The 25,771-nt window shown below is 66.9% G+C and carries 20 protein-coding genes; 15 read left to right on the top strand and 5 right to left on the bottom strand.

Features of this window, described 5'->3' with window-relative positions:
• Window positions 1–126 precede the first annotated feature (126 nt).
• From FJY88_01530 to FJY88_01540, 3 genes are all read left to right on the top strand, one after another.
• Window positions 127–2,922 carry a pyruvate, phosphate dikinase gene (locus FJY88_01530; protein ID MBM3286025.1) on the top strand — a complete coding sequence of 932 codons (2,796 nt, stop codon included), beginning with the start codon at window positions 127–129 and terminating at the stop codon, window positions 2,920–2,922.
• Window positions 2,923–2,931: 9 nt separating this feature from the next.
• Window positions 2,932–3,891, top strand: a complete 960-nt coding sequence (locus FJY88_01535) for a CDP-alcohol phosphatidyltransferase family protein (protein MBM3286026.1) — start codon at window positions 2,932–2,934, stop codon at window positions 3,889–3,891.
• A gap of 101 nt (window positions 3,892–3,992) precedes the next feature.
• Window positions 3,993–6,218, top strand: coding sequence for a hypothetical protein (locus FJY88_01540; protein ID MBM3286027.1), 2,226 nt, complete (start codon window positions 3,993–3,995; stop codon window positions 6,216–6,218).
• Between the two features lie 56 nt (window positions 6,219–6,274).
• On the opposite strand, the gene FJY88_01545 is transcribed toward FJY88_01540, so the two are convergent.
• The 3 genes from FJY88_01545 to FJY88_01555 all read right to left on the bottom strand — a co-directional run bounded on the left by FJY88_01545 (window position 6,275) and on the right by FJY88_01555 (window position 9,616).
• Window positions 6,275–7,087: a class I SAM-dependent methyltransferase gene (locus tag FJY88_01545; protein ID MBM3286028.1), complete on the bottom strand. Its 813-nt coding sequence runs from the start codon at window positions 7,085–7,087 to the stop codon at window positions 6,275–6,277.
• A gap of 55 nt (window positions 7,088–7,142) precedes the next feature.
• On the bottom strand, window positions 7,143–8,213 hold the full coding sequence (locus FJY88_01550) for a hypothetical protein (GenBank protein ID MBM3286029.1): 1,071 nt from the start codon (window positions 8,211–8,213) through the stop codon (window positions 7,143–7,145).
• 320 nt (window positions 8,214–8,533) lie between these two features.
• On the bottom strand, window positions 8,534–9,616 hold the full coding sequence (locus FJY88_01555) for a transposase (protein MBM3286030.1): 1,083 nt from the start codon (window positions 9,614–9,616) through the stop codon (window positions 8,534–8,536).
• On the opposite strand from FJY88_01555, the gene FJY88_01560 reads away from it, so the two are divergent.
• The 9 genes from FJY88_01560 (at window position 9,509) to arcC (ending at window position 21,253) form a co-directional block, all read left to right on the top strand.
• Entirely contained in the window at window positions 9,509–9,949 is a 441-nt protein-coding gene (locus FJY88_01560; GenBank protein ID MBM3286031.1) for a response regulator, read from the top strand. The two genes, FJY88_01555 and FJY88_01560, sit on opposite strands and share 108 nt — an antisense overlap.
• 135 nt (window positions 9,950–10,084) lie before the next feature.
• Entirely contained in the window at window positions 10,085–10,510 is a 426-nt protein-coding gene (locus FJY88_01565; GenBank protein ID MBM3286032.1) for a peptidoglycan-associated lipoprotein, read from the top strand.
• Window positions 10,511–10,543: 33 nt separating this feature from the next.
• Window positions 10,544–12,919 carry a DUF2341 domain-containing protein gene (locus FJY88_01570; GenBank protein ID MBM3286033.1) on the top strand — a complete coding sequence of 792 codons (2,376 nt, stop codon included), beginning with the start codon at window positions 10,544–10,546 and terminating at the stop codon, window positions 12,917–12,919.
• An 89-nt stretch (window positions 12,920–13,008) separates the two neighbouring features.
• Complete coding sequence (locus FJY88_01575; GenBank protein ID MBM3286034.1) at window positions 13,009–14,706, top strand: lamin tail domain-containing protein; 1,698 nt, start codon at window positions 13,009–13,011, stop codon at window positions 14,704–14,706.
• Window positions 14,703–15,470, top strand: coding sequence for a hypothetical protein (locus FJY88_01580; GenBank protein MBM3286035.1), 768 nt, complete (start codon window positions 14,703–14,705; stop codon window positions 15,468–15,470). Before FJY88_01575 ends, FJY88_01580 begins: the two co-directional genes overlap by 4 nt.
• Window positions 15,467–17,128 (top strand): hypothetical protein, encoded by a 1,662-nt coding sequence (locus tag FJY88_01585; protein MBM3286036.1) that lies wholly within the window; start codon window positions 15,467–15,469, stop codon window positions 17,126–17,128. The genes FJY88_01580 and FJY88_01585 overlap by 4 nt, the downstream gene beginning before the upstream one ends.
• Window positions 17,129–17,277: 149 nt before the next feature.
• Window positions 17,278–18,675, top strand: coding sequence for a hypothetical protein (locus FJY88_01590; protein MBM3286037.1), 1,398 nt, complete (start codon window positions 17,278–17,280; stop codon window positions 18,673–18,675).
• 310 nt (window positions 18,676–18,985) lie between these two features.
• Window positions 18,986–20,152 (top strand): pyridoxal phosphate-dependent aminotransferase, encoded by a 1,167-nt coding sequence (locus tag FJY88_01595; GenBank protein ID MBM3286038.1) that lies wholly within the window; start codon window positions 18,986–18,988, stop codon window positions 20,150–20,152.
• Between the two features lie 156 nt (window positions 20,153–20,308).
• Entirely contained in the window at window positions 20,309–21,253 is a 945-nt protein-coding gene (gene arcC / locus FJY88_01600) for a carbamate kinase (protein ID MBM3286039.1), read from the top strand.
• On the opposite strand, the gene FJY88_01605 is transcribed toward arcC, so the two are convergent.
• Window positions 21,250–22,692 carry an amidohydrolase family protein gene (locus FJY88_01605; GenBank protein MBM3286040.1) on the bottom strand — a complete coding sequence of 481 codons (1,443 nt, stop codon included), beginning with the start codon at window positions 22,690–22,692 and terminating at the stop codon, window positions 21,250–21,252. The genes arcC and FJY88_01605 overlap by 4 nt on opposite strands.
• 233 nt (window positions 22,693–22,925) lie before the next feature.
• Between FJY88_01605 and FJY88_01610 the strand changes: the two genes are divergently transcribed.
• The 3 genes from FJY88_01610 (at window position 22,926) to FJY88_01620 (ending at window position 24,334) form a co-directional block, all read left to right on the top strand.
• On the top strand, window positions 22,926–23,549 hold the full coding sequence (locus FJY88_01610; GenBank protein MBM3286041.1) for a lamin tail domain-containing protein: 624 nt from the start codon (window positions 22,926–22,928) through the stop codon (window positions 23,547–23,549).
• A gap of 219 nt (window positions 23,550–23,768) precedes the next feature.
• Window positions 23,769–24,011: a ribbon-helix-helix protein, CopG family gene (locus FJY88_01615; GenBank protein MBM3286042.1), complete on the top strand. Its 243-nt coding sequence runs from the start codon at window positions 23,769–23,771 to the stop codon at window positions 24,009–24,011.
• Window positions 23,996–24,334: a type II toxin-antitoxin system PemK/MazF family toxin gene (locus FJY88_01620; GenBank protein ID MBM3286043.1), complete on the top strand. Its 339-nt coding sequence runs from the start codon at window positions 23,996–23,998 to the stop codon at window positions 24,332–24,334. Before FJY88_01615 ends, FJY88_01620 begins: the two co-directional genes overlap by 16 nt.
• A 46-nt stretch (window positions 24,335–24,380) precedes the next feature.
• Here FJY88_01620 and FJY88_01625 read toward each other — a convergent pair whose 3' ends face one another.
• Window positions 24,381–25,724, bottom strand: coding sequence for a hypothetical protein (locus FJY88_01625; GenBank protein ID MBM3286044.1), 1,344 nt, complete (start codon window positions 25,722–25,724; stop codon window positions 24,381–24,383).
• Window positions 25,725–25,771: the final 47 nt, after the last annotated feature.

Genomic DNA, 25,771 nt, shown 5'->3' on the forward strand with positions numbered 1-25,771 from the left:
TTGGCGCGTCCGCGCGGATGAGCTGTGTCGCGTTCCCAATCGCGACCCAAACCGTCTAAGATGGGCGGATCGCCCTGAATCCCACGAAGACCAGCAGGCAATGTCAGTCGGCAACAGGGGACAATCATGACAGACAAGTACGTGTACCGATTCGGCGGCGGCGCAACCGAGGGTAGCGGAGAGATGCGCGACCTGCTCGGCGGCAAAGGAGCGGGGCTCGCGGAGATGACTGCGGCCGACCTTCCCGTGCCTCCCGGCTTCACGATCGTCACGACCGCCTGCGGGCTCTACGCCGCGGGGAGAGGCAAGCTCCCCCCCGAGGTGGCGGAGCAGCAGGAGGCCGCGCTCAGGTGGCTCGAGGGGCTGCTGGGCCGCGGGCTGGGCGATCCCGAGAATCCGCTGCTCATCTCGGTCCGTTCGGGCGCCAAGTTCTCCATGCCCGGGATGATGGACACGATCCTGAACCTCGGCCTCAATGATCGATCAGTCGAGGGGCTGGCCGCCAGAACCGGGAACAGGAGGTTCGCCTTCGACTCGTACCGCCGGTTTCTCCAGATGTTCGGAAGCGTCGTGCTGGGAGTCGAGAAGGACGCCTTCGAGCATCTCCTCGCGCGCTTCAAGGAAGAGAAGGGCGCCAAGATCGACCTCGATCTGTCGGCCGGCCGTCTCGAGGAAGTCGCGGGCCTCTTCAAGGGGCTGATCCGTGAGCGGACCAGAGACGACTTCCCTCAGGATCCCCGCAAGCAGCTCGACATGGCGCGCGACGCCGTCTTCCGCTCCTGGAACAACGACCGGGCCGTCTTCTACCGCAAGCAGAACGGCATCCCCGACGATCTGGGGACGGCGGTGAACGTTCAGGCGATGGTTTTCGGAAACATGGGCCCGCGCTCGGCGACAGGCGTAGGCTTCACGCGCGATCCGGCGACCGGGGCGGCCGAGTTCTACGGCGAGTATCTGATGAACGCCCAGGGGGAGGATGTCGTCGCCGGGATCCGCACCCCGGAGCCGATCCGCACGCTCGAGGAGCAGCTTCCGGAGAGCTACGCCCAGCTTCGCAGGTTCACCGACCACCTGGAGAAGCACTACCGCGACGTCCAGGACTTCGAGTTCACCGTCGAGGAAGGGAAGCTCTACATGCTTCAGACCCGGCGGGGCCAGAGGACGGCGCAGGCCGCGGTTCGCATCGCCGTCGACATGGTCCGGGAAGGTCTGATCACGAAGGAGGAGGCCCTCATGCGCGTCGAGCCGGCGCAGCTCGACCAGCTCCTCCACCCGCGCATCGACCCGTCGGCGAAGGTTGTGGTTCTCGCGCGCGGGCTGGCTGCCTCGCCCGGAGCGGCCGTCGGATCGATCGTCTTCACCTCCGAGGAGGCGGTCGAGGCCCAGAGGCGGGGCGAGAAGGTCATCCTCGTCCGGTCGGAGACCAATCCGGACGACATCCATGGGATGGACGCCGCGGCGGGAATCCTGACGGCGACCGGAGGGATGACGAGCCACGCGGCGGTGGTCGCGCGCGGCATGGGGAAGTGCTGCGTCGCCGGCTGCTCCGCGCTGCGCATGGATGAGGAAGCCGGATCTCTCGAAATCGGAACGCGCCGGCTCGGGAGGGGGGACACGATCAGTCTGAACGGTTCCACCGGCGAGGTGCTCGACGGCGCGGTGCCGACTCTGGAGGCGGAGGTCGCCGACGAGTTCCGGGTTTTCATGGAATGGGCGGATCAGACGCGGAAGCTCGCCGTGAGGGCGAACGCCGACATCCCGCGGGACGCCCAGCAGGCGCGCAAGTTCGGAGCGCAGGGAATCGGGCTCTGCAGAACGGAGCACATGTTCTTCGCGACCGAGCGTCTCCCTCACGTGCAGCAGATGATCCTCTTCGCGCCGATCGCGAAGCGATTGCAGGCGGAAATGCGCCGCCTCGAGAAGGAAGTCTCCGAGGCCGGATCCGCGAAGGCGGAGACCCAGACGAAGCTCGCCGCGACGAGAAAGGAGCTCGAGGAGCCTCAGAGGAAGCTCGATGAGGCGCTGGCGAAGATCCTCCCCTTGCAGCGCGACGACTTCTACGGCCTGCTCAAGGCTATGGAAGGCCTGCCCGTCACGATCCGCACGCTGGATCCTCCCCTGCACGAGTTCCTGCCGAGGCGGGAGGAGCTTCTGGTCGAGATCGCGCGGATGGAGGAGAGAAAGGAATCCGGCCCGGAGCTGGAGAGGAAGAGAACGCTCCTGAAGCACGTCGAGGAGCTTCACGAGTTCAACCCGATGCTGGGGCATCGAGGCTGCAGGCTGGGAATCGCCTATCCCGAGATCACGGCCATGCAGACGCGCGCCATCATGGAAGCCTCCTGCCGCCTCCGGAAGGAAGGAGTCGCGGCGCATCCGGAGATCATGATCCCGTTGGTTGGGGATGTGCGCGAGTTCCTGCACCAGGCCGCGATCGTCAGAGAGACCGCCCAGGCGGTGCAGGAGCGCGAAGGGGTCGAGGTCGACTATCTCGTCGGCACCATGGTCGAGGTCCCCCGCGCGGCCCTGACCGCCTCGGAAGTCGCGAGGGAGGCCGAGTTCTTCTCCTTCGGGACGAACGATCTGACGCAGATGACATACGGCTACTCCCGCGACGACGCGGGGAAGTTCCTCCGCGAGTATCTCGAGCTCGGCGTCCTCGACAGGGATCCGTTCGTCAGCATCGATCAGGCCGGCGTCGGCCAGCTCGTCGCCATGGCGACGGAGAGGGGGCGCGCCGCACGGCCGGGTCTGAAGGTCGGAATCTGCGGGGAACATGGAGGCGATCCCGCCTCGGTCGACTTCTTCTCGCGGGTCGGCCTCGACTACGTGAGTTGCTCGCCGTTTCGCGTGCCGATCGCGAGGCTCGCGGCGGCGCAGGCGGCCCTGCGCGCCCGCGGCGTCGCTGAGACCCGGACGGCCTGACGGAGGACCTTGAAGGAGCGGCGCGAACGGACGGCCCTCGAGCGGATCCTCGGGCATCTCGGAGTCGCGCAACTCACGCACTTCGTCTGGGAACGAGGCCGGGTCGGCTTCCATCAGAACCCCGAGGGGATGCGGGACGTCGTCCGGACGGGATTCCTGATCACGGGGCTCGCCTGGGCCGCGGCGATCTGCGTGACGCTCCCCCTTGGAATGGAGGGACTCCTTCCTCTCCTTCTGGTCACCGGGGTCTGGATCGCCGCCGCGACCGGGCTTCTCCTGCTCAACATCGGGTTCCTTTCGACCCTCTCGGGAGAGCCGGTCCATCGCCTCGGCGCGGCGAATCTGATCACGCTGGCCAGGATCTCGACCCTGCCGCTCCTCTCGGCGCTGATCCTGCAGGGACGATGGACGGCCGCCCTGGTCGCGTATCTGGCGATCGCCTTCTCCGACGTCGCCGATGGGATTATCGCGCGCCGCCGCCACGAGGAGACGAGGCTCGGCTTCATCCTCGATCCGTTCGGCGACATCCTCTTCCAGGTTGTCGTGTTCATGAGCCTCTGGAGCTGCGGTCGCGTCGGCTCGGGGACGGTGGCGGCCGCGCTGGTCCGCTACGGCCTCCTTCTCTTCGGCTGCCTCGCCCTGTATTTCCTGATGGGGAGGGTCTGGATCCGTCCGACGCCGTTCGGCCGGGCGACCGGCGTGGCTCTCGGCGCGGGGACGGTTCTTCTGCTCTACGGACCGATCAGCGGGTGGGAGCGGGACTCGCTCCGGCTCGTCGAGCGGGGCATCACGATCCTCTTCATCGCGGGGGCGATCCAGGTCCTGATGATCGGCTGGGCGAACATCAGGCGCCCGGCGGCGAGCGGCCATGGAGACTGGCGCAAGTGGGGGCTGAAGCTCGCGAGGCCCGGTCCGGGAGAGAGCGCTGCCTCTCGCGGGGATCACGAGGGAGTCGAGGAGGAACGATGATGCGCGGTCCACGATCCGATGAACCCGGCTTCCTGAAGCCCCTGTCGCAGCGCGAGGAACCCTCGGGTTCGCCCGGGGTGTAGGGGCGGAGGATCGGCACGATGCAGCAGCTATCGCTCGAGTTCCTGTCTCCGCAGCGCAACCTCTGGCTCCTACTGGTGCCGGTGGGGGTAGCTCTCGCCGTCTGGGCCTACTACCGCACCGTGGCGCCGCTCGAGCGCCCGTCGCGCACCGTCCTCCAGATTCTCCGCGGGCTCGCGATCCTGATCGTCCTCTTCGCTCTCGCAGAGCCGGTGCTCACGATCGTGCTTCCCGACCCCGGCAAACCGCGGATCGCTCTGCTCATCGACGGCTCCGCAAGCATGGCTCTGCCCGGCTCCGGGCCGGCCGCAGGGAGCAGGGCGGAGCGCGCGCGGGACCTCGCGCGCGAGATCGCCGATCGCCTCGGCTCCGACTTCCGCGTCGACCAGTACGCCTTCGATTCCGCTCTCGCCCCGCGTGAGAGGGATGCGCCGGCAAGGAGCGCGGGGAACACGGCGATCGGGGATGCTCTCGATGCGCTCGCCTCGAGGGAGGGCGGCCGTCCGCTTGGCGGCGCGATCCTGCTCAGCGACGGGATGAACACGGTCGGATCCGATCCTGTGGGAGCCGCGCGCAACGCGGGAGTACCCGTTTTCCCGGTGATGATCGGCGGATCGCTCGGCGCGCCGGATGTGCGCGTTCTCAGGATCAGAACGAACGCCGTCGCTTTCTCGGGCGAGCCGGTCCCCGTCGAGGTCGAGATCGCGAGCACTGGCCAGGACGGTCGCGCCCTCGATCTGGAGGTGGTCGATCAAGGAAAGGTCCTCGCGACCGGGCGGGTCACGGTCGGCAGAGGCGAGGATCTGGAGCAGTCGGTTCGCCTCGATGTGCGCCCGCAGGCGCCGGGGCTGCGCAAGTGGGATGTCCGTCTTGTCGGCGCGCAGGACGCGATCCCCGAGAACGACAGTCGATCGGTCGCTCTGCGCGTTCTCGAGCGCAAGACCCGCGTCTTGCTCCTCGAGGGGCGCCTCGACTGGGACCACGCGTTCCTGAGGCGGGTTCTGGCCTCGGACAGCACCTTCGGCTATCGGTTTCTTCTCGCCGATCGCGCGGGCCGCTGGCTGCCCGATCGCCCAGGAGCGCCACCGCCGCAGATCGGAGATCTGCGCGACTACGCGGCCGTGGTTCTGGGCGACGCTCCCGCGTCGGCGCTTGGCGCGGGATTCCACGCGGCCCTGGCCCGATACGTGGAGCAGGGCGGCGGTCTCCTCGTCCTGGGTGGACGGGCGGGCCTCGCCCGCCTTCGTGGGACGCCTCTGGAACCCCTCCTGCCGGCGGACGTCATTCCGGGAATCGATCAGGAGCGGCCGCTCGCCGCGAGGCTCACGACGGCCGGCCTGACCCATCCGATCACGGCTGTGGAGGAGAGTCCCGCGCGGGCCGAGGCTGTCTGGTCCTCCTTGCCGCCGGTTTGGCCGAGTCCCGATCGCGTGCGCACCAGGGCCGGCGGCGTCACTCTCCTCGAGTTCGCCGCCGCCAAGGGCGGGGAGCCCGCGCTCGTCGCGGGCTTCGCCGGCCAAGGCAAGGTCGCGTTGCTCGCCTCGCACGATTTCTGGAGATGGGGATTCCTTCCGAGCGGCACGGCGGCGGGGGGAGAAGCGGATCTCTTCGGGCAGTTCGCGCTCCGCCTCATTCGCTGGCTCGCGGAGCCGACCCTGCGTGATCGATTCCTCGCCGAGCCGGCGCGGGGCGTGTTCCAGAATGGGGAAGCGCCCGAATTCGCGGCGCGCGTCTGGGACGAGCGATACGCCCCCGTTCCCGACGCGAGGGTCACGATCCGGGTTGTGCCCGCTTCCGATGCGAGCGGCGGAGTCGGAGACTCGTCCGCCCATCCCACCCGGGCGCGGGTCGTCGATCTGCGGCCGAAGGGCCTCGAGGGGACATTCGCCGGGAAGGTCGACCCGCTTCAGCCGGGAGCCTATCGATTCACTGCGGAGGCCGTGAGCGCCGACGGCCTGCGGCAGCTCGGCCGCATCGAGTCGGCTTTCTGGGTCGATCAGAACGGGCCCGAGCATGTCCGTCTCCGCTCCGATCCCGGGACGCTCGATCAAATCGCGCGCGCGAGCGGCGGGACGGCCGTCGACGAGGATGGCTTGGCCGCCTTGCTGGCCCGGCTTCCCGGCACGATCCGCAAGGTCGGCCGCGTCCGCGAGATCGAGATGTGGAATCAGCTCGCCGTCTTCCTCGCCTTCATCCTCGTCCTCTCCGTGGAGTGGTTCCTGCGAAGGAGGAGAGGGCTGGCGTAACCGCTGGAATAGAATCGGGGCGCGCGTTTGAGCGCCCCACCGCGCTCACGCGGCTGTCACTTGGTCAGAATCAGGATCGCGATGTCGCAGGTGTACATCTTGGTCTTGTGCCTGAACTGCCGCGGCTCGAGCTTCCTGATCAGCAGAGGCGCGAGGAAAGGGGCGAGGGGCTGGAAGAGGACGCGCCGGACATACCACGGGATTCGCTGATTCCCATAGAGCAGATTGTGCGCATTGAATCCCGGTTCTCCGAAGTAGTCCGTGCTGAGCAATCGGAGACCGCTCGGCTCCACAAGCCGACTCCGCAGGTTGTCGTCGTTGTAGTAGCGCTGGTAGAACTCCTCAGACTCATGCTGGCCCGTCACATAGACCTTCCGGCGGTAGTACTTGGGTTCGTCCCGGTAGGGGTCATAGGGGACGGAGATCGCGAGCAGACCGTTCTTCGCGAGCAGGCGAGCTAGCTCTCGCATGACGGGGCCTTCGTCGACGATGTGCTCCAACACGCTGATCGCCGCGATCTTCGTGAAGTGCCCATCCGGGAACGGAAGCTCTCCGGCATCGCGGGTATGAAAGGAGAGCTTCCCCTCATGGGCGAGCTTCAGGGCGTGCGGCACCTTCCGCATCATCGCCATCTGCTTCTTCTCGAAGTTCGGTTCCGGGTCGACAGCCGTGACGGAGCAACCGTGGCGCATTGCGAGCAATGCCGGGAAGGGTGAGTATCTGCTGCCGATGTCGAGGACCCTATCGTCGGAAGCGAGGCGAAGGCGCCTTACGACCTCGGGATACTCGACGCAACGCGCGTAGGGCATCCCTTGGCTCAGGGCGACAGGCCCCAGTCTGGAAAGAAAGCGATAGTAGTCCCACTTCATCCGATCATCCCCTCGACAATGCCCAGATAGTAGGGGCTGCCGGCTGCCGTGGCGACTAGCGAAATGCCGCCTTGACCTCTCCCCAGGTGACCCGCCGGGTGGCGGTAGGGCCGCAACCCACGCCCAATGCGCCGATCAGGCCGCAGCCAGGGTTGTTCCCGGGCGCGCACGGGGAGTTGCCGTTGAGAGAGTAGTCGCCGCCTGCGGGATCGCAGAATAGGGGATCGGCATGAATGTTCCCCCGCAGACCAAGCTGTTCCGCAATGCAGCCGACCCAGTCGCCGCCGGCATTCCCATAGACGGCGCAGCAATCGAGCATGGCGCTTGTCCCCGGTTCGCAATGAACGCCGGATCCCTCACCGCTGAACGCTACGATCGTATTGGAGATAGATACGGAAGCGACATTCCTGAGGCCGATCCCGCCCCCTGCGACACACCGGTTGCCGTAGAATGTGCAGTTCTCCAGCGATGCGTTGGAGTAGTTGTGACAGTGAAAACCCCCGCCTCTCCATGTGGCCGAGTTGCCGGCGAAGAGGCAGTCGCGTAGGGTGGCGTACGAGTAGTTGCCGCAGTGCATACCACCCCCGTGTCCTGTTCCTGTCGCGTTATCGGCGGTGTTTTCAATGAACAGGCAGCCAGACACCAGAGGCGCGCAGTAGGACATGCAGGCGACTCCGCCGCCGGCGTAGCCGGACCAGTTGTCCGCGAACACGCAGTCGATCAATGTGGGATCAGATCCATCCAGTATGTAGACTCCGCCTCCGTACTCCGCGGCGCGACCGTTTCTGACCATCAGTCGCTCCAGTATGGCGAGGGGTCCCTCGCCCGATTGGAAGATGAAACCACGACCTTGACTCTGGCAGTCCACAACACATGCGTGTGCGATTCCCCCCTGGGACCGTATGGTGATCGATTTCCCCAGGTAGTCGATGTCACGGTTGCCGACACCCGTGAACACCCCGTTGGTCAACTCGATCGTATCCCCGTGATTGGCTGCGTCCACCGCAGCCTGGATCGTAGCGTAGTCGCCTGAACCCTCGGGATTCACGACATAGGTCGCGGCGGCAACCGTGGCGGGCAGAAGCACGATTGAAACAAGAACGGAAAGCACTGGAAGCGATCTCATGGTTTACCTCCTGGATCCGCGGATGGGGATTCTCCTTGCCGGGGCAATTGTACCCCATTCGGGCGCAGGTATGCGGGGGAGAAGTGCTCGCGGCAGCGATTCCGCAGAAGCTGCTGGCGGAGGGTTGGCAGTGCTCTGAAGCTGACGTGGGAGCAGTCGGATGGTTGGGTCGCCGGGGTATCTTGGGTGGGCAGGGCTGTTTCGTAGTGCGTGTGGGACGGAGATTGGCGTTCGGGAGGTGGGTCGAGCCTGCGAGGTGGCGATGGGGCCAACTCGAAGCGGGCAGTTTCAGGGTAGGAGAGACTGGTGGGGCGGCGATTTCACGGTGGCAGGGGCCAAGGCTCAACAGGAGCGCAGTGGTGCAGATCCGCAGCGATGAGGCTTGCCCAATGCAGACACGTGTGCCGGACTCGCAATGCGGGTTTGATCTGCCTGCTGACGAAGGCGTGGAAGAGGTTATGAGCCATCATGACCATGAGCCAGAAGACCTGAACCGCCTTAGGGTGGTGATGGAACAGGTGATCAGCGTGCCAGTGCTCGACGAGCTCGTTGAAGCCCTCGTTCTCGATGGCCCAGCGGCGATGCGCGAGAGCTACAAGCCGAGGGGTGGCGACCCGTGACGGGGACAGGGTAGTGACCCAGACCCAGTCGGCTACCCGGGTTTGGAGGCATCCGTTGGCCTGTGCGTGCCAGGTTGTTGTCTCCAGGCTACGAACGACACGCACCGGGCGCTTCATTGCCTCCCACGAGGTAAAGCCATCCAGATCCCACATGAGTCGCTCGGTGGAGCCCTCCTGCTCTCGGATCGGTGGGATCGCGGCGAACAGAGACAAGGCGTCTTGGAGAAGATCCCGTCGATCGTCTTTCAGAACAGCGACCACATCCTTGCCCCGCTCGATCGCGGTCCGGAAGAACTCGGCGCGCGCATAGAGGCCATCTACCAGCACGATGTCGAAGGCGCGAGGAAGGCGGGCGGCCACTCGCAGGAACAGGCGCAGCGCAGCAGCAACCTCATCCTCATGAGGCAGCTGGGGTTCCATGTCGAGTAGGAAGCTCACCTCGCCGACCTGCAGCTGCGCCATGACCGAACGATGGTAGTACTGAACGTGCTCCTGCCCCCCGATCGTGATCTTGCGCTGCAAGCAGCCGGGACAGTGCCGCCGGTAGCTGGCGGAGGACTCGTGCCCGTCGATAATCAGCGAGATCGACTCCCCGTGGGATCGGGCCAGAACCTTGTTGCGCCGGAAACGAGAATAGAGGCCATAGAGGACCTCTCGCAGCCCGGGCAACTCTAGCTGAGCGCAAACCCGCCCGATGGTGTCCGCGGAGGGAGACGCTTGGCCAAGCCATCGCTTCCAAAACGAGTAGCGCCTTGTCTGCTCGAGTGCGTGCAGGCTGGCCATGCGCGCCCAGAAGGCAAGAGCGGCTACCGCGTTCTGACGGCCGGCAGCGGCCTCGAGGCCCTGAACCTCTGCAACGCCGCATCGCCGGGCATCGTAGTCCTGGACCTCCGCATGCCAGGGCTCGGTGGCCTGGACACGGCCAGGGAGATCTCGAGGCTCTACCCCGAGATCCCCGTGATCATCCACACCGCCAGCGAAGGGCTCCTGCGGTTCGACCTGAACCGCATACCGGCTCGTGCCTTCGTGGCGAAGTCGGAGAATCTCGAGGGGCTGAGAGCTGCGATCGCCCAGGTGCTGCTGCAGCGCGATCGTCGCCAGAGTCGGCCCGCATGATCCGTTGTCCGGTTCCATGCCCTTCATCGCAAGCAGCACAATGAGAGGCTCGTGTGCGAAAACTCAGCTCGGTCGTGCTGACATGCCTGACCCTGACGATGGCCCTGTTGCCTCTCCTGTGGTGGCAAGAAGACTGTGAGGCCCACAAGGGAAGCCCCATCGGCCGGGGCCGAACAGCCCGAAACACGCCAACCGGTCACGGCTCCCGAGCGCGTGGAGGCCGTCTCCTTTGAGGAGGTCTACTTCGATTTCGACACGTACGTGTTGCGACCGGATGCTCTGGCGACTCTCTCTCGGCATGCCAGGACTCTGTCGGAGCGGACGGATCTGACCCTCCTCGTGGAGGGGCACTGCGACGAGCGCGGCAGCGTCGAGTACAACCTGGCTCTGGGCGAGAAACGGGCGCGCGCCGTTGTCGAATACCTGACGGGCTACGGTGTGGCAGCCGGTCGCCTCGCGGTGGTAAACTACGAGGAGGAGAGACCAGTGGACCGAGGGCACAGCGAGTCGGCATGGGCTCGCAACCGGAGGGCTGCGTTTGCGATCACTGGGCAGCGCTGAGGCGCGACCCTTCACTTCGGCAGGGCAGAACGCATGGAGCGACGGAGCACGGCGGGTTTCCTGCAGGTGACGTCAGCGCTCATGGCGATGGCGTTCCTCGCCATGCTGGCCGGTTCCGTGGAAGCCTCGTCGGAGCACGCAATCACTCCCGTGGGGTCTGCCGTCCCAAAACCACAAGCATCGTGGGCGGTGCGGTCCGCGGCCGGCTGGCTTGACGCCGCCTGGGCCTTTCGCCGAGAGATCAGGATCGACAACGGAAGCGGCGAGGTCGCTTTGGCCGACTACGCGGTTCGTTTGCAGGGCGACCTGATTCCACTCGCGGCGGCGGAGCGTGCCGGCGTGCGCTTCACAGATGCGGATGGAGTGACGCTCCTGGATCACTGGGTAGAGGGTGGCGTCTCAGGGGCTCCTGCCGCCTTCTGGATCAGTGTGCCAGTCATTCCTGCGGGGCTGCAGCACTCGATCTACGTCTACTATGGGAATGATAGAGCGCAAAGCACGTCGAACGCCCCGCAGGTCTTTCTCTTCTTCGATGACTTCGAAGGCAATCGATCCTATCCGACGATGTTCGGCACAATGCGTGGCAAGCCATGGAACAAGCACGATGTGAATCCGATTCTCTCGAAATCGCTCGTCGGGTGGGACTCCTACGGCCTGCGGGATCCGATGCTCATGCTGGACGGACGGGGCCGGCTTGCCACTGACGATGGGCAGTACGTGATGTACTACCGCGGCAACGAGTATGATCCGCAGTTCCTTGAGTCTGGCGACCACATCAAGCGGCAGATCGGAAGGGCGGTGTCGACGGACGGCATCAACTGGATCAAGGACCAGGACAACAACCCGGTCTTGCGGCTTGGCGAATCCGGGAGCTGGGATGATGGTTTCATCGGAAGTGCCTGGGCAATCAAGAACGGCGACCTGGATTACAGGCTCTACTATGACGGCTACGATGGCGCAAAGTCCGGCATCGGCCTCGCAACATCCCTCGATGGAGTGAGATGGACGAAGTGGTCCGAGAACCCTCTCCTGCGGGCCAGAGACTGGGCAGGGATCGACGACAGCGCTGCGGTCGTCGCCATTGTCAGCGTGCTCAAGAGAGATCGGGGAGACTATGGCCTGTTTGTCGAGGTTGGTCCGCCTGCGAGGGCCATATACGGCGCGTTGTCGGAGGACGGGATCCACTTCACTCCCCTGAACGAGGGTCGGGCGCTGCTCACGGGCAGCCCAGGGGAGTGGGACTACCTGCAGGTAGCCAATCCGAAGGTCGTCGAGGTTTCCGCGGGCAAGTACATCATGGGCTACAATGGGCGCGGCGGACTGATGCACCAGCTTGGATTTGCCACAAGCACGGATCTGGTCCACTGGGAGAGGTATGCGGAGAACCCTGTGATGTTTCTGGGCAGGTCAGGTGCGTGGGACGGTGGACGAGTGGAGAACGCATTCATCGCCAAGGATGACCTAGGCACGGACACCGTCAGGATGTGGTTCTTCGGATGCCCTACTACGCATGGAGTGCGAGACTGTGCGATCGGCTACGCGGTGGCTCCGCAGTACGGCACCGCGGGCCCGCTGGGATGGTGGGCCGTCTACGGCGCCCCAGAAGCATCTTCGGATCGGGTCTTGTCGGGAAGAACCGCCATAAGGATGGACGGCAGCGATCGCGACTGCATCAGGAGATTCCAGAACCATCTGGGTTCCTTCACGGTGCAGTTCCATCACTTCTATGAGACCGGCCATGGCCGGGCAAGCGAAGTCCGGATAATCGACGGTGCCACGGTCGGAATCAGCATGAAGTACGAGGGTGGCCATCTGCATTACCAGGAAGGCGACTCATGGATCGATCTCGGGCCCGTCGCACCGCGCGAATGGCACAAGATCGAAATCGCCGCCGACACCAGGGGAAACAGGGTCGCCATCTACATCGACGGGGTGCGCGCCGGAGTGCATCGGCCTGCCTCAGCGACGATATCCGGTCTCACCTATCTGGAGATGGTTGGCGCATCAGGAAGCGCCTACTACGTGGAGGATGTCTCGGTGCGCAACCTGATTCTGCCAGAGCCAACAACAGCGGTCGGCCCTGAAGTCAGCATGTCAGCCTGGGCTGGCGTGGGCTCGGTATCCGCCTGGGCCAGTCCTTCGATCGAGATTGTCAGCCCCAATCCCGCGTCGACCAGGTTGGCCTTCCGCTACGTCCTGCCAAGGGAAGGCGAAGTTCGCCTCACGGTCCTCGACGCGGCTGGTCGCAGGGTGAGGACTCTGCTGGATGGGCATGCCGATGCAGGGATGAGCACATTGCTTTGGGATTGTCGCGACGATGGGAGAAGGGTCCTGCCCTCCGGTATCTACTGGGTTCTCCTTCAGTGCAACGACGGCCAGAGGGTGCGGAAGCTGGCCATCGTCCGGTGAGGATCTCCGGCTAGGCACGTAGGCGCCAGTCGCGAAGATCAGCTTCCTGTCGCTCCCGTGGCACATCTATTGCCTCGGGATTCCACCTCATGGATCCCTCTTCGATGCTCGCCCGCGGGGTCGCCTGCCGGTTCTCCCTGCGGCGGGCGATGCTCGGCCTTCACATATGCCTTGCACTTCTCGCTCTCGCTTGGAAGCCCGCGACCCCCGCGATCGTCATCAACGAGATCCTCTACGACCCCGCAGGGTCGGACAGCGGGCGCGAATTCGTCGAGCTCGCGAACACCGGCCCCTTCGCCGCGTCGCTCGAGGACCTCGCTCTCGAAGCGGGCAACGGCGGCCGCGCGAATGACTGGAAGGTGATCTGGAGGGGCGGGGCTGATCGATGGATCCGGCCGGGGGGGCTCTATCGGATCGGTCTCGATGGGCCGGGGGACGGAGAGCCCGCTGAATTCAACATCCAGAACGGACCCGACGCGCTTCGGCTCGTGAAGCAGGGTTTCGTCCTGGATCTCGTGGGGTGGGGGGACCACCTTCACGCGGAGTACTACGAGGCGCATCCGACGCCGCTCGCGCGATCCGGGCGCTCCCTGGCGCGGGCGGTCGATGGTGTCGACACCGACGACAACCTCGTCGACTTCGCCGTCGCGCAGCCGACGCCCGGGCGGCCGAACCGTCCGCTCGATGACTGGGCCGTCCGTTTCTCGACGCCGAGCCCCGAGCTTCCGCGTCCGGGGGATCGGATCACCGTCGCTCTTCTGCTGGACAATCGAGGTGTCGAGACGCGGACTCCTCCTCTCACGGAAGTGATCGAAGGCAGGCGCTCGATTCTTGTCGGTTGGACCTCGGTCGTGGAGCCGGGTAGCTCGGCCGAGGAGACGCTTCTGCTGGACGCGCCGGCGGACACGGGCCGCGCGACCTGGCTCGCCCGCATTCTCCAGCGCGATCAGGTTCCCGAGAACGACTCCGACTCGCTCCGTCTCCGTGTCGGCCATGGCCCGGTCCGCATCGTCGAGATCCTCGCCTCTCCCCTGGTCGGCCAGCCGGAGTGGATCGAGCTTCGCGCGGACGGCCCCGCCGGACGTCTCATCGCCGGCCTCGTTCTCGATGCTCATGGCCGGCGCATCGAGCTTGCGCCGCGGCGGATCGACGCGGAGACCCGCATCGGGTTGGTCGTCGAGGATTCGGCGGCGATGCGCACGCAGTTCCCGAACCTCTCCCCCTCCACGATCTGGAGTCACAAGGGCGCCTGGCCCCGATTGCGCAATGGCGGGCGGGGGGGCGGAATCTCCGATTCGCTCAGACTGATCGGCTCCGACGGCCTTGTCTGCGAGATCGCGTTGCCCGGCCCTGCCCCGGGGCGCGGCGTCTCTCTCGAGCGCCTGGCGGCGGACCTGCCGGAGGGGCCCGGTTGTTGGGTTCCTTGCGGAGAGCCAGGCGGATCGACCCCGGGCCGGGATTCCGAGGCCTCCGCCTCGCGCCTCGCCGGGGAGGCCTTCGCGGTCCGCCCCCGCGCCGTCCGCCCGGGAGAATCCGTCTGCACCTTCGAGGGGAGCGTCGGCTCGCGACCGGGCGAGGTGAGGCTCGACCTGTTCGATCTGAGCGGTCGCCCCATCCGCTGCCTCTTGCGGGATCTCTGGGCTGCGGGACAGGTCGTCGCGACCTGGAACGGCAAGGACGAGATGGATCGCGCTGTCGCGCCCGGACTCTATGTGGCCGTCCTCGAGATCGCGCGCGGGTCCGGGGACGTCGAGCGCCATCGCGTCGCGGTGGCCGTGGCGCCGTGAGAGTCTCGATCGCGGTGCCGCTCTCCCTCCTCCTCGCATGCGGGGGAGGCGCCGCATCGGCGGCCTTCGAGTGCCTCCCCGGGCCCGCCAGAGGCGGACTATCGGACTGGCTCTGGGATCCTGCCGGGCCGCGGAGGGGCTTCGCCGGTTGCGCAGCATTCGGAAGCCCCGCCGCCATACCCGACCTCGGATGGAGCTGGGCCGAGATCCGGTTCGGGACCGGGAGGCGCGGCCTCCGGAGCGGTCTCTACTTCCTGCGCTTCGCGGACGTCTACCGTGAATCGGTTGCCGGTCTTGTCCTTGACCACGGCAGATTCTCGATCGGCGCGCGGCGTTGGGAGGTCCTCTGGGACGACGACGCTCTTGCGGATCTTCCGGCTAAGCGCCATGGATGGACCGCTTGCGCCGAGGCCAGGGCGAGCTGGAAGCGCGCCGTCCTCCGTCTGGCGGGGGAGGGGGTCGCCCTCGGCCGGCCGGACGCGGCCGCCCCGCCTCCTCGCTCCTCTTTTGATCTCGACCTGGGGCTCGGCGGCGGCATCCGCGCCGGGGCCGCCGGATTCCGCACGAGAGACGGCTCCGGATGGATCGGGCGGGCGTCCTTCGCTCCCCTGCAGGTGGTCACCCTGCGGCAGGAAGTCGTGTGGCCGGGAAACGCCCTGCGATCCGAGATCGAGATGCGGGTCGGACGGATCGGAACCGATCTGTGGATCGAGCCATCGACCGCTCTCGGCCCGCGCGTCGGCGTGCGCTGTTCCTTCCAGTGAGACCAGGAGGTCCTGCCCTCATCCGGCTCCTCGGGGCCATCATCGTCGGAGTCCTCATCCTCGCCGTCGCGGCACGCTGGAGCGCTCGCCCCGCGCGCGCGCATGCCCGATCCGGCGATCTTCGACGCGAGGCGCCGGCGACTGACTCCGAAACCGGGATCGGATTGCAGGAGGAGCTGCGGATCGATCTCAGCGATCAGGATCCCGATCGTCTCGACGATCTGCCCGGCATCCTCGATCTGGAGACCGACGCCCTGAGCGGCGTCGCCGGGCCCGGTTCGGAGAGCCTGGGAGATCGTCTTCGCGCCTCGGGGATCGACCCGCGCCGGCTCAGGGAGTGGGCACCCTACCTCCGGGTCTCTTCCTCAGGGGACACGCGGGCATCGTGGCTCATTCGATCGACACATCGAGTCTCCGGATCTGCGATGACCTCGTCGCAGACGCACCTGCGCGGCGAGCGGTCGCCGCTCCGCCTGGAGATCGTCGTGCGGCATCAGGCGAGCCGGTCCTCGGCGGCCTCCGCCCGCGACGCGGCGTACGGAGCTGCTCCCGAGGCGCGCCTCTCCTGCCGTCTGAACGACCACTCGGTCCTCTGGGGCGGATCCCTGGCGGGAGGACTCGTGGGTCCGGATCCATGGGATGATCCCCTCCGCCGATGGCAGGCTCCGGTTCCCTTCACATCTGCGGTTCGAGTCTCGCCGAAACGCACGGCGCGCGGCCTCCTTTTCCAAGGCAAGCCGCTCAGCGCCGGCGCATGGAGCGATGAGAATGCCGGAATCGGCGCGGCCGTCTCGTGCGAGATCGCCTCGGCCGGCGGATGGCTCGGCTATTCCGAGAAGCTCGGAAGGGGATGTGGAGCGAGGCTCGCCGCCCGGGGAGTCGCCCTCGCCGGCTCCGCCAGCCTGCCGTCGGGGCATGCCCCCGTGCTCGCGCTGGGGCTTTCCTCTGAGCGATCGAGGGCGCGGCTGGCTGGGGCATGGTCGCTCGGCGATCGGGCGGACGGACGGACAGGCCTCGTGGAGGGGAGGCTGACCCGATCGATCGGCTCGATGGAGTCGCGGATCGAGGTCGCCGCCCGCGGGAGCGCAGATGGACGAGCGGGGCAGACCCGCTGGACCTCGAGCCTCCGAGGGCCCCTCCTTCCAGGGTTTCTCATCGCCGAGATCTCGCGCGGCGGCACGACCCTCAACCTCCGTGGAACGTGGGAGCGCTCCTGGACCGACGATCGCTCTCGATCGATCGCTTCCCCCCGCTCGGAATCCGACGCAGTCGGATCGGGCGACTCGATCCTCACAGGGCGCGGAATCCCGATCGCCGGGCGGGCTCCGCAGCGGATCTCGGCCATCAAGCTCCAGCTTCGAGCGACCCGCGATCGGGCGAGGAGCGGGGTTCTCCTCGGCGCGGGCGGCCAGGCGGTCGCGGGGGGGTGCAGACTCCACGCGTCGGTCTTCGGGCGCACATCAACGGTGGTCGGATGGCCGGGCTCAGCGGGCGGGACGACGCCCATGCCGTGGCTCTGTCGGCTGGAGATCCGGATCCCGGGCCGCGCGGGCGGCATCAGGCTGGCGGCGTCTCTTCCCCTCGCCTTCAAGCATCGCGCGCGCACGGGACCACCCATCTTCGACCTCTCGATCGAGCAGCGCCAGGAGCGCAGGTGACGCGCTCGATCGGATGGCGATCCGACCGGGGGAGCTTCCCGCCGCGGGTTGACTTCGCGATCGGGCGCGAATAGCCTCGAGTCCGTACGAATGAACGATTCGCATGGATCACCGCGGGCGCTCCGTCATTCCAAACCTCGAGGGCCCGCGTGAGTAGTCGCGGAGACCTGCGCGACTCGCTTCACCGCGGCATGCTCGCGTCGGGCCGCGGCTGGTCCTCCGAGGAGATCGCGCGCGCCGCGCTCAAGATCGTATCGCGCGCGGCGCAGGCCGATCGGATCGTCGAGGGCATGCTCGAGGGGGATCCGCGTTTCAGCAGGGAAGGGTCCCTGTGGTCTGCGCTCGCCGTCCCGAAACCTCCTCTGGCAAGTCTCTCCTTCGTCCTGGTGGACGCTCCGCCCGCTGTCATGAAGAGCGAACCGGTTCCCCTCTTCCTCCGTCTCTACGATCCCGGCTCGGGCGCTCGGGGAGAGATCATCAAGATCGCCCCTGACGGATCGGGGCTGGAGCGGGGAGGCGGCGCCATCGAAGAGCGCCTGGCGGCCAGCCTCACGGCGGGCGCGGCGCGCCGGCAGCTCCATCGGCTGGAGCGGTCGCACGCGCTTCGGGCTTCTTCCGACCGGCTTCTCGATCTCGCCCTGCTATCGCGCCGCCTTGGTCTCGCCCTACCCGACGCGCGCCGCGCCTGCCCCGATCCATCGATCGAGGAGAGGCTCCACGCATGCGGGAACGCCCTCGAGAGAATCCTCGCCGTCGCGGGCGAGCGCACTCTCGAGCAGATCGAGGCCGACCTCGGGTCCGAGAGCGCCAACGTCGCCGTCGACTTCTCCTCCTTCCGCTTCGGAAGGGAAGTCCTTGATTTCCTCCCGGCCCGGCCCGGCGTCTATCGATTCTACGGAGAGGACGGGAAGCTGCTCTACATCGGCAAGTCCCGCGATCTGTCGCGCAGGGTCTCGAGCTACTTCTGTCCGCTCGCGCCCGATCACGCGCGGCGCGCCAGGCTCCTCGCGGAGATCCGGGATCTCGAGTGGGAGACGACGCCATCGGAACTGGAGGCGCTCCTGATCGAGGGAGAGACGATCCGCGCGCAGAGGCCCTCCTACAACATGCAGGTCGAGATCCATCCCTCAGGGGAATTGGTGCCCCATCCCGAGAGGGATCTCCTCTTCGTCCTCTGTGAGGGGGATCCCGACGAGGTCTCGGTCTTCTCCGTCCGCGATGGAGCCGCGCGGGGGCGCGCCCGCCTACCGCGGGGTCCGGCGGAGGAGGCCGAGCGCGGCGCCCTTGTCCTGGCCGGCTCCTGGCTCGAGGACGCCTTCGATGCGGCATCGGGCTGGACGCCGATTCCGGAGCCCGAGGCGATCCTCGTCTTGCGCTATCTCCGCCTCCACGGAGACGAGATCGACCGGGTGCGCGCCTCCGACCACACAAGCCCGATCCAGGCCGCGGAGAGCCTGGCGCGCCTGGCCCTCCGCGAACGGCCGGCGTGGGATCCCTGGACCCTGCGCCCGGCCTCCGATCGCGACGGGGAGCGTTCCCGCGGCTGACGGGTCGGATTGGTCGGCCACGGATCGCCGGTCCATGACCCGGAGCGCCCGCTCGCGCCCGTGTCGCTCCGATGGCGTCGGGGCGCCGCCGGCGCCGCGTCGGTTGGGCCGATCGGGGGCGCATGCTACAATCTCCGGGTGTTGGCGTGGCTCCACGCCGACGCGCAGGTCGGGCGCGCCCCACTTCTCTCCGCGCAGTGCGGGGGGGCGCTGGAGCGCGGGGATCCGGCGCGGCAGGGCCGCCCGTCGTCCCCGACGGATTGGGGCAGGCCCGCCGGGCGTCGCCCGGGGGTCTGAGGGAGGAGGAGAGATGTTCGCCAGCAGGATGTCACGCCTCGGCACCGAGACCGCTTTCGAGGTTCTCGCGCGCGCCAAGGAGCTCGAGCGCCAGGGGCGCGATGTCGTCCATCTCGAGATCGGCGAACCCGATTTCGACACGCCGCGCTTCATCAAGGACGCCGCGATCGAAGCGTTGAACTCGGGATACACGCACTACGGCCCGTCAGCGGGCCTCGTCGAGGTCCGAGAAGCGATCGCGCGGGTCGTTTCCGAGTCGAGGGGGATCCCGGTCGATGCCACGAACGTGGTCGTGACCCCGGGCGCCAAGCCGATCATCTTCTTCACGATCCTCGCGGTCCTGGAGGAAGGAGACGAAGCGATCTACCCGAATCCCGGATTCCCGATCTACGAGTCGATGATCAACTTCATCGGCGCCAAGGCGGTCTCGCTCCCCTTGCGGGAGGAAAGGGATTTCTCGATCGATCTCGACGAGCTGAGGTCCCTCGTGACCGACAGGACGAAGCTCATCATCCTCAACTCCCCCCACAATCCCACCGGCGGGGTTCTCACCCGACGCGACATGGAAGGGATCGCCGAGATCGTCCGCGACCGCGATCTCTTCGTCCTCTGCGACGAGGTCTACTGCAAGATCCTCTACGAGGGCGAGCATGTCTCACTGGCGAGCCTGCCCGGCATGCAGGACAGGACGATCATCCTGGACGGCCATTCCAAGACCTACGCGATGACGGGCTGGCGGCTCGGGTATGGAGTCATGCGCGCGGATCTCGCCGCGCACGTGACGCGCCTCATGACCAACTCCAACTCCTGCACGAACGTCTTCGTCCAGCGGGCCGGAATGGAGGCCCTCACCGGACCGCAGGACGAGGTGGATGCGATGGTCCGGGAGTTCCGCCGCCGTCGGGATGTGATCGTCGACGGTCTCAACCGGCTTCCCGGCGTCAGCTGCAAGAAGCCGAAGGGGGCATTCTACGTCTTCCCGAACGTGAAGCAGGTGCCGATGGACACCGCCAAGCTGGCCAGGGAGCTCCTGGACGTGGCTGGGGTCGCGGCCCTCTCGGGGACCTCGTTCGGAGCGAACGGCAACGGCTATCTCCGCTTCTCCTATGCGAATTCGGTCGAGAACATCGAGAAGGCGGTTTCCCGCGTCGGGGAGTATCTGGCCAAGCTGAAGGGGTAGGGCGGCGGAGCCTTTGAGGGCTCAATCGACAAGAAGGCCCGGTCGAAAAGATGGTTGGAGGCGGGCCGATCCACCCGCTTCCAACTAGCCGAACTCGGATCCCTTCCCAAACCATCCTACCCTCGCGGGTAGGATGGGCATTTTCAGGGAGGAAGGATGACGCGCTCGTTCGTTGTCTCCATCGGGGGCAACGCGCTTCTCCCCGCCGGATCGGCGGGGACCATCGAGGAGCAGTACCGGATCACCAGGAAGACGATGGCCCCCATCGTCGATCTGGTGCGAGAGGGTCGTGTCGTCCTGACGCATGGAAACGGTCCCGTTGTCGGCAACATCCTGATCCGCAACGAAGCCGCCCGCGCGCAGGTTCCTCCGATGCCGCTCGACGTCTGCGGCGCTGACTCCCAGGGCGGCCTCGGCTACATGATCCAGCAGACCCTGCAGAATCTCCTGGTGGAGGAGGGTCTCGCGCATCAGGTCGTGACCGTCGTCAGCCAGGTCGTCGTCGATGGGGACGATCCCGGATTCAGGAATCCGAGCAAGCCGATCGGACCTTTCTATGGCGCCGAGCAGGCGCTGGAGTTCGAGGGGACGAAGGGGTGGCGGATGGTCCAGGACTCCGGGCGCGGCTTTCGGCGCGTCGTCCCCTCGCCGATGCCGAAGCGGATTGTGGAGATGCCTGCCATCCGCACGCTCTACGACGCCGGACACGTCGTGATCGCCGCCGGGGGCGGAGGGATCCCTGTCGTCGAGGATCCGGCCGGAATGCTCCACGGCGTCGAGGCCGTGATCGACAAGGATCTCGCGTCCGTGGTTCTCGCGACCGCCCTCGGCGCGCGGTCCTTGCTCATCATCACCGCCGTCGACGCGGTCGCGATCGACTACGGCAAACCAACGCAGCGCTGGCTATCCAGCCTGACGCCCGAGGATGCGGCGCGACACCTCGAGGAGGGGCAGTTCCCCGAAGGGAGCATGGGACCGAAGATCAGGGCGGCGATCCGCTTCCTCTCCGAGGGGGGGGGCGAGGTCTGCATCACCAGCCCTTCGCGCGTGCTCGACGCCCTGGAGGGGCGGGCGGGCACGTGGATCACGCGGACGACCTAGCGCGAGGAAGTAGCGACGATCTCGCCTCTTTGGATGACCTGCGAGACCGTCTCCACGTTGCCGATCTCTTCTAGCGGGTTTGCCTCCAGGATGACGATGTCCGCGTCGCGACCCACGGCGATCGATCCCGCGCGATCGGCGATCCCGAGCCACGCCGCGGGATAGATCGTGGCGCCACGGAGGATCTCGGCCGGCTCGATCCCGCAGGCCCGAAGCCTCCGCATCTCGGATGCGGTGCCCGCCGGATCGGCGCCGTCCTGGCCCACGAGCATCCTGACCCCGCCGGCGGCCAGCTCCCGCACGAAGTGGACGCTCACATCTTCCATGGAGCGCGTCATCCGCCGGATCCCCTCCAGCATCGGCGGCGGGATCTCCTCGATTCCCTGTCGCTCCTTGCTCTGCTGGATCGCCATCTCTTCCATCGACGCGAAGACCTCGAGAGTCGGGCAGAGAAAGACCGCCTTCTCGACCATCCTCCGTCCCAGGCTCTGAAGCCTCTCAGGGGAGATCGAGCCGATCCCCATCCCGACCACCTTCATCATGAAGGCGCTCCGGGCTCCGGGTTCCGGCGGAGCGGACAGAAGGCTGTCGTGCTCTCTCTTGAGATCGTCTCGCAGGACCGCCGGCCACGGAGCCTTCGCGTGCTCGATGCTCGTGATCCCAAGCTCGATCGCTTCATCCATCGGGATCCTGTGGAAGAGGGGCGTGCCTGGATCGTGAACGATTCGCAGAGAGAGGGAGTCGGCGACCCTCACCAGATGGCGGTAGACGTCCCGATCGAGCTTGTTGAAGGTCTTGACCATGCTCGCGCCGCCGCTCGCGAGGGCCGGAAGGAGGCTGTCGACCGCCTCTCGGGAGTCGATGGCGACCGTGAAGCCCGGGAGCTCGGCGTTGAACTTCTCCCATGTCAGCGGGCTCCGCTCGAGCATCGGCCCGGTGTAGAAGATCGTGGGGCCGGGGAGATCGCCATCGTCGACGCGGCGTCGCATCTCGGACAGCCGGTCGATCGGGCCCCCGACATCCCTGACATGGAGGATTCCGCGCTCGACGAATCCCCCGAGCGCGAACCGCAGGCTGTCCTCTCCCTTGGGAAGGAGATGCGCCAGGTGGGTGTGGCAATCGAAGAGGCCGGGGATGGCGAACCGGCCCGCGCCGTCGATCTCGCGATCGGCGCCGGAGATTCCGGCGAGGTCTCCTATCCGCGCGATGGTCCTTCCTTCGATCAGGATCTCCTGCGGCGGCGACATCGATCCGCTCTCAACATCGAAGACGCAGATGTTCCTGATCAACACCGTTCGGGGCGACATGTCAGAGGCCTCGTTTCTCTCGCCTGCGGCGATCTGCCCGCTCTCGAGCGCCTGTCCGAAGAGAGCGGGTCGGGCACCGGGCCAGAGGATTGCGACGGCGCAGCCGATGCAGAGCATCATCAAGGATCTCATGGGCGACCTCCATGCCGGTTCCTCGAGCCGCCCCAGGCCATGATCGCGACGGCTCGATCGACCCTGCTCCACGATGACGGTTGCTCGAGCAACCCTACGCTACCACCTTTGCGGTCGGTTCTCACGCCGGGAATCGCTCGCGCGCCGCGGCGCGTCTCTTGCTTCCACGCCGCTCTTCGTCGCCGGCCGTGGGGGCCGGGGACGCGCGCCGCCTTCGGCGGCGGGGAGGTGTCATGCGATTCGTCTTGCTTGTCCTGTTCGGGTGCGTCGCCTTGGGTGGGTATGCCGGTCCGGCGAGCTGCGGTCCGGTCCTGAACGAGGTGATGGCGGATCCCGCGCGGGACTGGGATGGCAGTGGAGCCTACAACTACCGCGATGACGAGTGGGTCGAGATCTACAACCCCGGTCCCGGCACGCTCACGCTCGACGGATACCTGATCGGCGACGGAGACGGGTCGCCGCTCTACGGGTTCACGGGGACTCTGGCCGCGGGAGGGCACCGCGTCGTGTACGGAAGCGCCGCGGTGGTCTATCAGCAGGCGCACGGACTGGGCGTCTACGGCCTACGACTGGGGAACGACGGCGACACAGTCACGCTCTTGCAGGTCGTCGGGTCCGACACGCTGCTCATCGACAGCCGCTCGTACAACACGTACGAGGCCGAGGATGACCGATCCTCCGGCCGCTCTCCCGACGGGTCTTCGACCTGGGAGATCTTCGACTCTCTCAACCCGTACGGCGGCAGCACCCCGCCGCTCGGAAACGGCCTCCCGCCGACGCCGGGGCAGGCCAACGGGGCCCCCGCCGTGGCGGCCGTCAGCACGACCTGGGGTCACGTGAGGGCGATCTACAGGTAGCGGGAATCCCGCGCGCCGGCTCCCGCCTCCCCAACCGGTCCTCGACCGGGGTTCGGGGTCTCGGGGGCCGGAGCGCGGAGGGGCATGCGAAGTCAGATGCCGGGGGTGAGAGATGTCGGGCGGGGGGGCGTTCTCCGCCCGCGGTCTGGATCGCGCGCGGGCATGAAAGGGCTTGGCGAGGTCAGGGGTATGACATATAGTCATACCAGGAGGCCCGAGATGGCGCGATCCAAGGTGGCGATATCGATCGACGAGATCACGTTGGAGCGGCTCGACCGCCTGGTCGAGCGCTCCGTCTTCCCCAGTCGCAGTCAGGCGATCCAGATCGCGGTGGAAGAGAAGCTGGAACGGCTCGAGAGATGCCGGCTCGCGCGCGAGTGCTCCAGGCTCGACCCGAAGTTCGAGAGGGCCCTGGCGGAGGAGGGGATGAGCGAGGATCTATCCGAGTGGCCCGAGTACTGAGAGGCGAGATCCGGCTGGCAGATCTGAATCCCGTTCGCGGGCACGAGCAGGCCGGCCAGCGACCCGTGCTCGTCCTAAGTCATGACGTCTTCAACGAGCGCTCCGGCACCGTCATCGCCGTCGCCCTCACGAGTCAACCGCAGAGAGCGGGCTTCCCGCTCACTCTAGAGCTGAGGGCGAGGACTCTTCCCAAGCGATCCTGGGTGAAGATCAGCCAGATTCGAACCCTTTCGGTGGAGCGGATCGGGAGGCGAGTCGGTCGCGCCGCGCCGGAGGAAGTCGCTCAGGTGGTCGAGGGCCTCCACGAGATCATCGGGGCCTGACTGCACGGATGCGCAGAGCGGGCGTCTCGGACGCGCCCGAGACGGCCTAGGCAGACTCCGCGATCGGCAGCGCCGGCCTCAACTCATCTCCCTCCGGGTGTCGCATCGAGCCGATCGCGGCACGGCTCCGGCGCCACAGCCAGAGGATCTGAAGTCCGTTCGCGATCACGGTCGTTGCCAGCGCGACGTAGAGGCCGGTGGCTCTCCCCATCCGGATGCCGAGGAAGAGGAGCAGGATGCTCGTCAAGAGATAGACCGCCACCGCCTCCGTGACTCCCCTCGTGCGGTGGGTGTGGACGAGAATCCCCTGGTGCCAGCTTTGCCAGACCCCGAAGCACGGCATCAGGATGACGATCCAGAGCGCGTTCCCGGCAAGGGCGGCGAGGGGCGGCGCCAGCGCCGAGAGCTTCCCGAAGTAGATCGGGGCGAGAGGCGTGGCGGCGACGATGAGCATGAGCGACGATGTCGTCGTTCCCAGGATCAAGGCGAAGCGGCGGAGGCTCCTCCGGGCGCCCGGCTCTCCCAGGAGAGCGACGACGACCTCGTTGAAGGCGATCCCCACGCTTCGAAGCGTGAAGCCCAGTCCCGAGATGACGGGCCAGACGGCCAGCGAGTCGAGCGCGCGCGGCATGCGGCTGATCGCGGCGCTCCCGATCGGGGTCGCCGTGAGCGCGATGAGCGGCGTCATCGCGAGAGGAACGTAGAAGTGCAGGAATCGCGAGACGGTCAGCGGCCTCTCGAGAGGCGGCGCCTCTCGCAGCGGACCCTTCAGGACCGGGCGCACGGTGACTCCGGCGAAGATCGCCTCGCATGTCACCCCGGTCGCGACCGCCGCCGCTCCGACGACGATCCCCGGTATGTCCCCCACGAGGTAGCCGATCGCGAGGACGAGGCCGTTTGAGCCCAGCCGGACGGCGGTGCCGAGGCCGACCAGATGCGAGCGCCCGAAGCGGATCAGGACTCCCTGCTGCAGGCGCCGGTAGGCGATCGCCCAGGTCCAGGGCGTCATGATGATGAGCCCGATGCGGGCAGCGCCCCGGATCTCCTCGGGCGCTCCGATCAGCCGTCCCACGACGAGATCGTAGAGGGGCGTCAGCGCGATCAGCAGATGGATCAGAGTGAGGCCGCCTCCCATCCACATCATGAACCGCCGCTGAAGCCTGTACGATTGCCAGTCCTTGGAGAGAGCGGTCGAAGTGGAGAGGAGCATGATGATCGGGGCTTCCACGATCATCGACAGCGGGAAGACGACGCCGCCGTAGGCGGCCAGGCTGATCTTCGGGTCCGCGAGGCGGGCCATGATGGCGCTCACAGCCGGCAGCTCGAGCCCCATCAGGATCCAGCTGCCGGCGAGCGGCCACCAGGTCCTGAAGACGCGCCGCAGGCTCATGGGGGAGCCGGCCGCGCCCTTCTCTGTCGCGTTCGAGGCCACAAGCG

The sequence above is a fragment of the Candidatus Eisenbacteria bacterium genome (assembly GCA_016867495.1).
In the GTDB taxonomy this organism is placed as follows: domain Bacteria; phylum Eisenbacteria; class RBG-16-71-46; order CAIMUX01; family VGJL01; genus VGJL01.